The organism is Fluviibacter sp., assembly GCF_057744235.1.
The window spans coordinates 155,690-168,477 of record NZ_JBIJFP010000002.1 but is presented as its reverse complement, the minus strand read 5'-3'; the positions used below and the strand labels follow the sequence as shown (position 1 = coordinate 168,477).

Sequence of the window (12,788 nt, the reverse complement as noted above, 5' to 3'; positions counted from 1 at the left end):
ACATCAATCTCTAGTGCGTAGATCGCGGATGGCCGACCATATTTCTTTGAGAGGTACGACAATTGCAACAACCGTGAGCAAAATGACCCAGATCCGATCCAGATAAATCGCTAACCACCAGGGCAAATACTCCGTTAAAGCGGGAAATCCATGATCGTAGTAACGTGCAGCAATCGGACTCAAGTCGGTGGTGTTATCCAGCCGGGCTGGGAAAAAATCGGTAGGCGCAAAAAAATGAGAGCCCTCATTGTGAATTTCGCGAATGGCTCTCAAAAGCATCCATTGAATGAGGGGATGTAATTCGTTTTCGACGAGAAGCGTGGTGGTGGTCGCAAGGATTGTCTTATCCTCATTGGGTCGGATGTTGACAAGATCAATGGATCCACGAGGAACAACAAGTTTGTTGAGATAAGGGATCTGGCGCGTGTAAGCATCCGCCAGGTCAAAGCTGATGATTTTGTTATTCGGGTTTTTTAGCAGTCTTTGCACGTTTTCTGAGTCAAGACCGTCAGCGATAAATACCGCATCCAGCTCACCCTTATCCAGCATGGTGACTGCGTCAGCGTGGGTAGTTTTGATAAAGTTCGGCTGATCTTCGACACGGATACCGCGCGCCTTGGCCAGGACCATAAACAAACTTTGCGTGTTTGTACCGTCGTTCCCTATGGCTATCCGTTTGTTCAGTAGATCCCGACCATTCGATGGCGCTTCACCCCGGTAGATCAACCACAGTGGTGAATATTGAACACTCCCTAGAGACGATAGACCAGACCAGGCGATCGGGGGTGGTTTACCTGCAGTCATAAATGCCGCGTTAATGCTGGCGTGGTCATCGTCCAGCTTCGAAATACCTTCATCCATCCCGTGTGTAGAAACGAGTTCGATGTCTAGACCGTGCGCCCGGAAATACTCGGCAATCTTATGTCCCATGAACTCATAGGATGTCCCTTTTTGGCCAATGGCCAAGCGAAGGGGTTCCGTGGGGTAGGGGTTGCTGAGATAAATCAGGAGCGGTACGAGAATTAGACCCAGCAGCGCGATTGCAGACCGAGATGAAATGCCGAGCGACTTTAAAACCATGTTGACGTTCAACCGTTGAATTTAGTAAAGAATCCCGGCTTCTAGCATCACCCGTGTTTGTGATGGGCTGTTTCCGGTTTGGCCAAAAGCATTGCTATACGTGTAGTTCTGGGCTCTCACATAAGACCCTTCGAGTCTGGCAAAGAAAGGACCGTTCTGATACGTTGGCGTCAGGGTTATGCTCCAGGCGGCGCTGTTAGGACCATAGAGTAAATTGTTCGTCGCAACCCCGCTATCTCCTGACGTATTCAAAAATTCAAACCGAAACGGCAGCGTTGAATTTTTTTTGGGGGGTTGGCCATCGATGAACGGGGTAAAGCGGTATGTTGCGAGAATGCCTACACCCTGCGAGCTTGAAACCCCGTTGATGCCTATGGCAGGTCTAGCTGGTACAACGGTATATTGCAGGTAGGGTGTAATGCCAAAAGAATTGGTTTTATAAGACAGCAGCAGATTGCTGATCTGGGAGTTGTTTTGAAGTAAGGGCGTGCCCATCGTATTTAAAGCATTGCTACTGAGGGAGCCATTCCAGATGGCAGTCATGGCAAGCTGGGGGCTAACCTGGTAAGCGGATGAAACACCAAGCCAGTTGTATGTGCCGGAGTAAGCCCCGTCAGTCCAGGCAATCGATGAACTCCAGGCATCTTTCTGGTAATTGAGCTGCATGCCTCGTGTCACAGAATTGGTCTGCCCCCACAAAAGGCCGCGTTGAATATTAATGTTCTCGTAGGTAAAAGTCCCTTCGGCACCACCAAGCGCAAACAGGTTTCCAATGTTCAACGACCAGTTGTCATCGGGCGCAATCGTTGCGATTGCAATCGGTAATGCACCCCAGGTGTTTTTGGTTTGCGTCGCTGATCGTAAGTAGCTTGTGGCGAGGTCGGGCATTGAGTAGAACCCGGCAACCGCAAAAAACTGAAACAGACCCTCTTGTTTCGAAATAACTCCCTGTGCATTGGATACATCGCCATAGTTTCGCGGCTCACCTGACAGCGCATTGGATTGCGTCGCGGCTAAACCCGTCAGTGCCGCATTAAAATGCCAGGTTCCTAGTACGTCACTCTCAAAATGCACATCAGTACCACCAAAGGAGAGACTATCTCCCATACTGATGCTCGTATCGCCATAGGTCGGGTTATCCCAAGCGAGGCTGGGGGGTGATAATGCAATTAGAAGTCCTGCCAGAGCTAACCACCGTCTGAGCGATTTAACCCCAGTGCATGGGGTTGACGGGCTATGGATCTGCTCATTAAGCATGTGTAATTTTTATGATAAATGTCGGAATTTGTCGAAATTTTTATTCGAGTAAACGATACACTAAACACCATTATTGTAATGGTGTCTGAAATGATAAGCCTCAGAAATAAAAACGGAATTCTTGTTTTAACACTTCTCGGGCTGGCTGGATGTGGTGGTGGATCATCCTCATCTACACCTCAGTCAGGTCAACCGGTCGTTACTTCGGTGCTAGTAGACGGGGTAGAAGTCAGCTCTAAAACCTATACTGTTTATAGTGTTGTTGATAGCCAGGGTACGCTCTCTGACAAGCCATTGAGTCAGACAGAAGAGGCTAAATTGCCACATGTGCTGATTCTGACGTCACAAAGCACTTCTAAAAAAATAAACGAAGTGTCTGCCGATAAATACAAAGCGTGCTATCACGACTTCTGGCAAAGCATTCACAGACAGTTGCCCGACAGGACGGCACAACAGATCGTGCAGCGCCTGAATGATTTTGATATGACGATTGATGAATTGTGCAATCGCCAGGTAGAGTCAGGTCTGACGGTAGATGAGTATGTCGAGCTATTCCGTGTTGTCGAAAAATATTGGCCTGACGACAAAGACATCGATGGCAAAATTGCCAGGTTCTTCACGGATCTCGAAATCCCTGCCAGTGTCTTCAAATCAACACTGCAGAAGTTGGGCTATAGCTGGGATGATTTCGTGAAACGCTTATCCGCAGTTCAGGGCGGTGGTCATAAATTCATCAATGAATATTCGGTATCTCCGCTAACATTAGAACCTTTCCTGCGTGATTACATGGCTCGGCCGAATCCGGTTTTGGCGAGCGCACGCAACAACCTCAAACTTTCCAGCGCCTTTCTGCGGCGTGATATGAGTCCGCGTTTGCTTTACGCACTAGGCGAGCGCAGGCTGGTTTCACAGGTTGCCCCCGCCACGGATCCTTACGAAACGGCGGGTAAGGTGATTGATGTTGTCAATAAAGGGGTAGAAACGCTTGGCAAAGTGTTTGAGTTGGGTAAAACCGTCTGGCAATTCATGAAAGATAACCAGGGGGTGGTTGAATCAACCAAAGGGGAGGCGAGTAGCAAGATTCTCTCAGCCGTTGATTCCAGCGAGCTCAATTACCAGTTTGCCAAGACATCACGTTCACCGGTTGTCTCATTTGTTGGCAAGAGTTTCTTCTTCGGTGCGTGGGAAACCTATCGAACCGATTTGCAGCTGTCTGTTGATTACGGTGCAACCCATCCTGATTTCGGCGGACAGTGGATACCTGATCTACGTATCGTCGTCAAAAAGACTGAAGCACCATGGGGGTATAAGCTTTCAGGTGATGCCAAGCTGAGTCAGGTTGTTAACCGAGGGAGTGTTTCAGATCCCATCCCTGAAGTTCAGATCGATATTGTCATGTCCTCAGCGAATCTGACTACCGTGAACCAGACATTTACATTCTCGGCAAATGGCGCAACCGGCGCGCAATTTGTTGAGTAACTATTGTTACCCTTAATTATTCTAAAGATTATTCCTATGAAAAACCTGACCAAATTTATTCTTGGGTTTACGGCAGCCGCATTGCTGGCAGCGTGCGGTAGCGGTAGTAGTAGCAACCAGAATCCGACAACTGAGGGCAAAACACAATTCCAGATGACTAATCTGGGCGCGTATGACTTGGCGCGTGTCGATATTGTGACGAATGACGGTGTGCTGCAATCCTCCAGATCCATTCAGTGTGCGGCTACGTCAGACTGTAGATTCAAAGCCGATATGGAAAAGCCCGGGGATCTGCTATTTTTCGACAAAAACGGTACTTTAGTCAGCGCCTATATTCTGACGGAGGCACCCACTGAACGTGCCTATGTGCGGACGTCACGTCGCATGATGGGCATTTATGTATTTGATCAATTGCGCAAGCGTTATCCACAGTCAGCGGATTTGCTGGCTGCAAAACTGGCAATTTTCTTCACAAATTATGACAGCCCGGATCAATTGCCGGATGACTTTCAAGAGCTCGGTATGTATTACCAGTATCGTATGGCTGGCACTGGCTTGACGACGGATGAGTTCTATACGGCACTGAATAAACGTTTGGAAAACTCTGAAGTTCTGGAGAGCCAACTCTACGCGATGATTGGTTCACGCGTCTTTAATACACTGCTCGCATCACTACCAAACGTGAACGTTGTGAGTCCTGCTTACGCGGCAGGTGATGGAAAGTGCCCGGCTGGCTTCACCTCCGCCATGACGATCGTATCCGGTATCGGTGATTTTATGATTGGCGATGGATTTATCCCTGTTTTTGGTATCGCCAACGAACTTATTAAGGATGCTTGTGACGATACCACCGAGAGACTCGATAAGATCCAGGACTCGATTAATCAGCTCTATGCCCAACTCGCAAAGACAGACGCCAAGATTGATGATCTCATTGATTTCGTGTCAGCAACAGAGGCGCGAACAATCCTTCGGCAAATGAAACTGCATCAGGAGACCCTTCGTAACAGCTACATCAACGCGTACATTGAATTAGTGAACACCACAACATCAAAGTCGCTTAAAGAAGTTGTGCAGAAACAGGGCGGGCTTGAAAAAGCTTTTGCAAAAAGCACGAATCTCCAAGATGTTTTAAAGTTGGCGGATCAATGGACACTCTTGAACACGGGTATTGGAGATGCGGATAAGACAACCTTTGTTACTGCGTTGAACAACCAATGCGCAGGTAGTAGCGATTCATCATCACGGGATTTGCTGAGAAATCGAACCAATTGCAATCTGCTGATCAGTTATTACAAAATGATTGTGACATCAACGCATGGCAGCTATCTGACCATGCTTAAGGACATTACAGATACGATTCAGTCTTACCAGGCTTCGGAAGGTTCATGGATTGCTTTAAATATTAAAAAGCCAGGAAACGAAGTTAAATCTAACTGGGCCGATCAATACACCTACGTTCTAAAACCAGCATTGCAAGCCAATATGGCTAAATTAGAAACTGGGTTTGCTCGTGGTTCGGAACAGGGGTACTTTAAGCTCACGGAAGGCCTGCCGCAAGCGTTGCTTGATAATCTGGTCAGAATTGACTGTAAAAATGGTACTGGTTCAGCAAACCTGACGGAGTGGATCAAAAATGGCACGGATAAGTCTTATGTGACCGTTCGTTGTCAAAATCGTGGGCCAACACTGTCTCGTTATTACTACGCGAAAGATGGTAATGATGTCACGAACCTCTTGGGGGTGGTGATTCCGAGCAACCGTCCCAGCGGTACTGCGGCCGAGCACGAGTTCGAAAATTTCAACACGTGGTACATACCAGAAAGCTGGCCAACATATACGGGCACATTTACACGTGGAACCGTTGTCAAGCAGAATGAAGGTAACGACAAAATCAGAAAAACGACTTATCCAGGTTCAGGCTATATTCCCTATAGCATTTCGGAAAGCAATTGGTCATCCTCTGACCGGGCAAATCCAACCTCAATGTATGTGCTCTATACTGAACCAAAGGCCCAGCGTTCTGATCCGCTCAGCTACGTCTGGGGTGTCGCATACTGGAGGAACCACAGCATTTCTTACGGTGGCGTTTCAGCAGCAATGATGTGTATGACATCGAACTGCACTTATACTGGGGACTACAGAGTAACATTCAAAGAATTTGATGGGCCTGGTTCCATATGGCATGGTATGACTCATTCAGAGAGCCACAACAGCGCCTCAGTTGCCTACGAGTTGAGTGGGCAATTGTATGCACCAAAAACAAACTGGTAAAAGATGAGGCTTTTCTTGGCCTTTGAATATGTCGCATGAAGACAAACGGTTAAAAGTCCTGATCGTTGAAGACGATCAGGACTATTGTGAAGCCTTGTGTGACATTCTTCGTTTGGAGGGTTTGAGTCCAACGGGTGTTTGTTCTGTGGCGGCGTATAACGCGATAGAAGACCTGGAGTCTTACGCACTACTTCTGCTAGATCGAAATCTTCCAGATGGTGATGGTCTTGGTATTTTGAAAAAGCATCGCCAAATAAACGCAGTTCCCGTAGTCTTCATTACCTGCGAAGGCCAGTTAGAAGATCGTGTTGCCGGGTTGGAAGCGGATGCTGACTATTATCTTGTCAAGCCTGTGCAAAATGATGAGCTGCTAGCGATTGTCCATCGTTGTTTGCGACGAAATGCCTCGCCTTTGCAATCAAAGGCCTGGGTCATAGACTTGGTGAAATGGACGCTACTAGACTCGGATAATCATCAGGTATCACTGACACGCACTGAAAAATTGATCCTAAATTGTTTTGTTGGTGCTCCTGGGTTGGCTGTCTCCCGTGCAGATATTGTTCGTCACCTTGGTAAAGATCCTATGTCGTATGATTATCGGCGCCTGGAGGTTGCTATAAGAAGGCTGCGTAAAAAGATCGACGAAGGTGGACTAGGCGCGTTACCCTTAGAATCAGTGTACGGATTTGGCTATGTTCTGAACGTTGATTTGAAATCGATCAGCCCTAATTTGTAACCTGTTGTTTCGGTAACCACAGTGTAAATGTGGCACCGCTGCCCAGCGCACTAGAAACTTCAATCATGCCCTGGTGTAGATCAGCAATCCTTTTAACAAAAGCCAAGCCAAGACCCGCTCCGCGCTTGGCATGCGTCGGGTTGACCCGGAAATACTCCTGAAAGATGGCTTGGTGCAATGAAGGATCGATGCCCTCACCATGATCACGGACTTCAATGCCTACCAGGTTGTCATCAATTATCGTACGAATGATTGTGTGACTATTGTGCGTAGCGTACTTGCAGGCATTGTCCAGAAGATTAATGACCGCAATTTGTAGCAATGCCTCGTCAGCCATTAGGATGGGGTTCGCTTCACATTCGTTAAATACAAACGCGTGGTTTAGGGTAGATTGCTGGTAACGATCTATAAGATCTTCCAACCAGATGTTAATGTCTATCGGTTGCACGTTACGAAGAGCCAGGGCATTCTTCAGCCGGTCTGTTTGCATCCATCGATCAAAAAGAAACGCCAGTTGACGAGAAGCTGCAGCGATGACGTTCATGCGCTTGTCAAATTGATCAATGCCTACTCGGTGCTCTCGAACCAGAAGGTCCGCTTGAGACTGAATATTGTTCAATGGATTTCTGAACTCGTGAGAAATCATGGCACCAAACCGCACATATTGTTCGTGGAGCTTCTTTTCACTTTCGAGACTGTTTTTGAGCTGAGTCGTTCGTTCTGCAACCTGGTGCTCGAGGGTTTCTTCAGATTTTGTCAGCGTATCCACCATCAACTGATGACTTTTCAATGCGTCGTTTTGAGCCTGTTCGCGCTTGGCCCGTTCGATTCTGATTCTGTAAGCAAGCGCATAAGATAGAAAAAGCATCTCTAAACCCAGACCGATTTGAATTGCATAGGTGGTTAGTATGTTGGTAGGCACCCAGTCCAAAATCCGCAATGTGGCAAGAACAACGCCGCTACACAAGAAGCCCCAAGCCGCTAAGTAAAACTTGGCGCTTTCATGCCCTAGAATTAAAACGCGAACAGCTGCTGTGCTAATTAATATGAAATATGGGGCAGTGAGCACCATCAGCATTTGAAACCAAAAGTAGGTAGTGCTAAAATCCCATAGTGTCGTAATTAAACCGATGCCAACAGTCAGATAGCATGCGATCAGCAGTTTAAGAAATAAATCGATTTTCGGTGTTAATCGTGACGTTTTCAAAAAGCTGCGCGCAAACAGGATACTGAAACTGGCACCGATGCTGAGCAGAACGCTCATGGAGATTTGATCCCATAGCGGTTGTTCTGGCCAAAAAAGAATACGTCCAAAGCCGTTACCGGCGAAAATGCCTAGCCCCATCAGTAGGCCAAAGACCCCATAGAAAAGATAGGTCTTATCGCGTAGCGCGAAATAGAGTTGGACGTTGTAGATAATAAGGGCGAGCAGACCACCGAAGTATAAAAACTGGACAATCAACTCTTTTTGAGTTGACTCCACAAATGTCTGCCGTTCGTAGATTTCTATCGGTACGGTCAGCGAGTTGGTTGATTTAACCCGAAAGTAATAATCTTGAGGCGTTGTGTCAAAACTGACAGGAAACACAAAAAATCGATGATACAAGGCGCGCGATTTAATATCACGTGTCGACCCTGTTGTCACAGGCGGTCTATCGGGTGCGTAGAAATCAATCTGATCCAGCCCGAGATAAGGGATCTTGATGATCCATTCTGCGGGTAATTCTTGCTTCCGTGATGCTGTCAGCTTGATCCAGTATGTGCTCTGTGTAAAACCAAAGTTGAGTGCTGAGCCGGATCTGAACTCAGGCGTGTTGAAGGCTCTGTCGGGCAGTTGTTCGATCTCGCTAAATGACAGGTGGTCATTCGGATCCTCAAGAACCATGAGGTGATGCATCGGGTTGATGGGTGTTGCTATTTCATCGAGTTGAATGCCATAAGCGTGACTCGGAGCGAGCGCAAAGAGCATCAGGAGGTTCAACCCGATAGTCAGTACTAAATAATCCCAGAGTTTTCTGAAAAAAATGCGCATGCAACGATGTTATCAAGAGGCTGCGAATTCGTGTCGGATACAGCTTGAAATGTCGGAATTTGTCGAAGCTTTTGTGATGGCCAGGTCCTATACTGAAAAAACTTGCCTTTGGAGTTGACATGAACCGCTACTGCCCCTTTGCTTTAAAGACTGTTTCCGCCCTAATCCTCTCGGCCGCCTTGGTTGCCTGTGGCGATGGTGGCAGCAGTAACACGACGAGCACGACCCAACCGGTTTATACCGCTGTCTTTGATGCAGGGAGCAGCGGCACGCGTTTGTCATTTTTCAAGGTGACCCCCGGTAATGGGGGCTATCCGATCATCGAATTTATCGCGAAGTACAGCGACAAATTGCTGGATGTACCCAACGATGACGGTATTAACGACTTCATGAATAACGAAGGCGTCATTGAGTTAACCAAGGGTGATGCACTGCCGCCGGGTTGTAACCCGCCTGCCGGTCAAACCGGGCCTAAGTACACGGGCTTGGGGCCAAACGATGTGGCCCCATGCGTTTTGCAGCCTGAGCTCAAAAAGCTGGACGCCGCAATTGCCGATCTGAACGCTAAAAACCCAGGCTTAAATCTGACCAAGTCGCAGGTGCTGGTTGAATTGTTTGCAACCGCAGGGATGCGCACGGAAGCGCTTTACAACGGTGGCTCGCATACACAGTCCGAGATTGATCAGTTCTATGCCAACATGAAAACCTACGTGGCTAAGTGGGGCTACAACGCCGGACAGTACAAGACAATCAACGGTAACAGTGAAGAAGGTCTTTGGACCTGGATCAATCTGAATGATCAGTACTTCAATGCGTTTGGCGGAAACAAGACTTACTGGACGGGTTCACCAACGACACGGGGTAATTTTGAAGTGGGTGGTTCATCCATGCAAATCGCCTTCCCAACGGCTCAGCTCTCAGTGGCAGATGAAAACAACGTGTATACGGTCAAGATTAACGGCTACACCTACAACGTTTATAGCAAGACCTTCCTGGGTTTGGGTGGGGATGATATGCGTAAGTTTATGCGGTCCTATGGTTACCAGACAGGAACGGGCTATAACGGCGGCACGGATTGTTTTGGCACGTCGGCGAATGACACCAATAACACTGAATCCAGTGGTATCTCACTATTCTATAACGCGGCGTTCTTCCCGGACAGCGGCACAATTGTGACCAATGCAGTAAACAATCAATGGACGCCCACGCTCTCAAAGGATGCCTTCCCTCTGAAATTCAGTGCAGGCACCTCGGGGTCGTTCAATGCAAGCACCTGTACCACCAAATACAACGGTATATCTACTGCGGTGATGGCGCTGCCGCGAAACAGCTATGGCACGATCCCGGATCAGGCAAAACCTGCCTCATACGCCAGCTTCGTAACGGCCGTTGGTAAGAGTAGCGCACCGTTTATTGGTGTCGATGGTTTCTACCATGCATCCAATGCGCTAGGGTTAGTCAGTAAAACCTCGCTCATCAGCACGTTTACCCAGGCGCAGTTTGATGCGGCGTACGCGAACCTGTGTAATGCAAGTTACCAGGGTAATACCGCTAAGGGTGTCCAAACACAACGCTCCTGTGCAGACGCCACCTACATGAAGGATTTCCTGTGGCGCACTGGTGGTTTGTTCACGTCCGGTACGGGCGCGATTTTTGAAGGTGTCGCCCCGAATGATGACCTCTCAAAGAAAGAAACCTTGACCTGGACTCGTGGTTATCTGTTGAAGAAATATGCTAACTAGTATTTAGCGATTCAGAACGAGAAGGGGAAGGCCATTTTTTTAAAAACTGGCCTTCCCTTTTTTGTTTAATGTCAGCATTTGTCAGGATTCCTCCCGCAAAATTTATGACATTTGATTTACATTAGACGCTGAGATCCGACTAAACTCAGTCGATCATTTGAACTCAAAAGTTTTATTGAGGACGTATTAGATCGCTACTTCTGCATAACCTAGGAATAACCATGACTCAATCAATCTATCAACAGCTTCGTCGATTTGTTGGTCAAAACACTGTAAACCCTAGCCGTCGGAAATTTATCAAACAGGTTGGTGCTGGTTCAATCCTAATATCGACTTTGGGCTTAACTGCTTGTGGTGGCGGTAGTAGCTCAAGTTCGTCGGCTAATACCGGGCCGCGTGTTGGTGTCATTGGGGCGGGGTTCGCAGGTCTGTCGTGTGCTTATGAGCTGCAGAAGACTGGTTATCAGGTGACGTTACTAGAAGCCAGTGATCATGTTGGTGGCAGAGTGCGCTCAAGTTCAGATTTTGTTAAAGGCCGAGTTGTCGAGATCGGTGCGGAACTTATTGGCGTAAACCACCCGACATGGATGGCATACAAAGACATTTTCAACCTAGAGCTTCGACCTCTAACAGATAACCCGGAATGGGCAAGCCCGGTGAGGATTAACGGGACAGTACTGTCCAAGTCTGAAGCAGAGACATTGCTTGATGAAGTCGACCAAATAATTGAATTGCTCGATATAGATGCTGCGCAAGTGGTTGCTGATGAGCCATGGAAAACGCCGGGTGCTGCAGCATTAGATAGCCGAACACTCAAACAATGGGTGGATGCTCTCAATTGTAGCGATCTTTGTAAAAAGGTCGTGACACTGACCTTTGAATCAGACAATGGACAAGTTGCGTCTAAACAAAGTTACCTTGGTATCTTGGCGGTCATTAAAGGGCATGGCGGTGCTGTCAGTTATTTGAACGACACCGAAACGCATCGCTGCGTCGGTGGTAATCAAACCCTAGCAGCAAAGCTTGCTGAAAGCATTAAAAATCTGCATATCAATCTCCCCGTTACAAAAATTGATTGGAGCAGTTCGCAAGTGAGCGTTACCTGTGCTAATGGGCAAATATTGAACTTCGACGACATCGTCCTTGCTGTCCCGCCCTCGGTGTGGTCTAAAATCGATTTTCAGCCGGCACTTCCGGCGGGGCTTAAACCTCAAATGGGATCAAACACCAAGTGGTTTGCACCCATGGCCAGCCGATTCTGGCAAAGTAGGGGCCAAGAGCAGTATGCCCTTAATGAGGGTATTTTTAATATGACTTGGGATGGCACCGATGGTCAGGGTGACAGCACTAACCCAGTGTTTGTATGCTTCAACGGCGGAGATTCGTCTGAACAAGCGCGGCAGGTTTTCGCGAATGGTGGTGAGTCAGCAGTCAGAGAGCGCTATCTAGCAGACCTTGATTTACTGTACCCAGGTTTCAGATCGAACTTAAGCCAGGCTGGAAACAAAACTTTCTTCATGGATTGGCCGAGCCAGCCATGGGCCTTGGCTAGCTACTCATTTCCTGCCCCAGGCCAGATCACGACCCAGGGTCAGACACTCTTTGATGGGATTGGAAAGCATTTGCACTTTGCGGGTGAGCACACTTGCTATCGTTTTGTTGGGTTTATGGAAGGTGCCTTGTATTCAGGTTCACAACTTGCAAAGCGTTTGGCGAAGCGAGACGGCTTTATCGTTTAATGAGCGTGCGTGTCGACTTGCTTTAAATCAGCAGATGATTTTTGAGGGCGCGGCTGTCTGGCGAGTTCACGGGTTTCTGCAACGCGTATCTTGCAATCCGTCGGTATGATGCTGCATAACGCCATATCATCAATGCCTAATTTGAGCTGAACCGGTCGATAAAGCCAGTAAAAATGTTTGGCGGTGTCTTCAGCGCCCGCCATGCCCGTGCGCGTATTACTCAATGCAATAGCAAACCCCGCATAGGTGACTGCAAGTCGATTGGTGTCGTCGCGCTTGTATTTTTTGGCGGCGCTGTTGACACAGTTTTCAAATGCGTAAGTGTCGAAATGAATCTTGTTGTTACAGAGCAGGCGGGTCTCATCCGCCTTGGCGCTCATTTCTTCCAGTTTGCCGGGACTGAGCGTCCCGGCAGCGCTGAATTGTGCACATAGAATCGTGCCAAGTGT

General features: G+C 47.9%; 9 protein-coding genes. 5 read left to right on the top strand and 4 right to left on the bottom strand.

The features are described 5' to 3' along the window. Positions 1-3: 3 nt before the first annotated feature. Both AC3GOJ_RS02375 and AC3GOJ_RS02370 read right to left on the bottom strand, forming a co-directional pair. On the bottom strand, positions 4-1,080 hold the full coding sequence (locus AC3GOJ_RS02375) for a TAXI family TRAP transporter solute-binding subunit (RefSeq protein ID WP_488235859.1): 1,077 nt from the start codon (positions 1,078-1,080) through the stop codon (positions 4-6). Positions 1,081-1,101: 21 nt separating this feature from the next. Beyond that, entirely contained in the window at positions 1,102-2,187 is a 1,086-nt protein-coding gene (locus AC3GOJ_RS02370) for an outer membrane beta-barrel protein (RefSeq protein ID WP_488235858.1), read from the bottom strand. Positions 2,188-2,355: 168 nt separating this feature from the next. On the opposite strand from AC3GOJ_RS02370, the gene AC3GOJ_RS02365 reads away from it, so the two are divergent. The 3 genes from AC3GOJ_RS02365 to AC3GOJ_RS02355 are packed head-to-tail and all read left to right on the top strand — an operon-like array spanning position 2,356 to position 6,826. After that, positions 2,356-3,816, top strand: a complete 1,461-nt coding sequence (locus tag AC3GOJ_RS02365; protein ID WP_488235857.1) for a hypothetical protein — start codon at positions 2,356-2,358, stop codon at positions 3,814-3,816. A 36-nt stretch (positions 3,817-3,852) separates the two neighbouring features. Beyond that, positions 3,853-6,090: a hypothetical protein gene (locus AC3GOJ_RS02360; RefSeq protein ID WP_488235856.1), complete on the top strand. Its 2,238-nt coding sequence runs from the start codon at positions 3,853-3,855 to the stop codon at positions 6,088-6,090. A gap of 28 nt (positions 6,091-6,118) precedes the next feature. Further along, positions 6,119-6,826 carry a response regulator transcription factor gene (locus AC3GOJ_RS02355; RefSeq protein WP_488235855.1) on the top strand — a complete coding sequence of 236 codons (708 nt, stop codon included), beginning with the start codon at positions 6,119-6,121 and terminating at the stop codon, positions 6,824-6,826. On the opposite strand, the gene AC3GOJ_RS02350 is transcribed toward AC3GOJ_RS02355, so the two are convergent. Continuing rightward, positions 6,816-8,858, bottom strand: coding sequence for a sensor histidine kinase (locus tag AC3GOJ_RS02350; RefSeq protein ID WP_488235854.1), 2,043 nt, complete (start codon positions 8,856-8,858; stop codon positions 6,816-6,818). The genes AC3GOJ_RS02355 and AC3GOJ_RS02350 overlap by 11 nt on opposite strands. Before the next feature lie 119 nt (positions 8,859-8,977). On the opposite strand from AC3GOJ_RS02350, the gene AC3GOJ_RS02345 reads away from it, so the two are divergent. Together AC3GOJ_RS02345 and AC3GOJ_RS02340 are read left to right on the top strand one after the other, a co-directional pair. Continuing rightward, on the top strand, positions 8,978-10,600 hold the full coding sequence (locus AC3GOJ_RS02345) for a hypothetical protein (RefSeq protein WP_488235853.1): 1,623 nt from the start codon (positions 8,978-8,980) through the stop codon (positions 10,598-10,600). Positions 10,601-10,821: 221 nt separating this feature from the next. After that, the gene (locus AC3GOJ_RS02340) at positions 10,822-12,339 is read left to right on the top strand and encodes a flavin monoamine oxidase family protein (protein WP_488235852.1); all 1,518 of its coding nucleotides are present in this window, start codon (positions 10,822-10,824) and stop codon (positions 12,337-12,339) included. Here AC3GOJ_RS02340 and AC3GOJ_RS02335 read toward each other — a convergent pair. Next, a complete protein-coding gene (locus AC3GOJ_RS02335; protein ID WP_488235851.1) occupies positions 12,336-12,719 on the bottom strand; it encodes a hypothetical protein in 384 nt (127 codons plus the stop codon). The genes AC3GOJ_RS02340 and AC3GOJ_RS02335 overlap by 4 nt on opposite strands. Positions 12,720-12,788 lie beyond the last annotated feature (69 nt).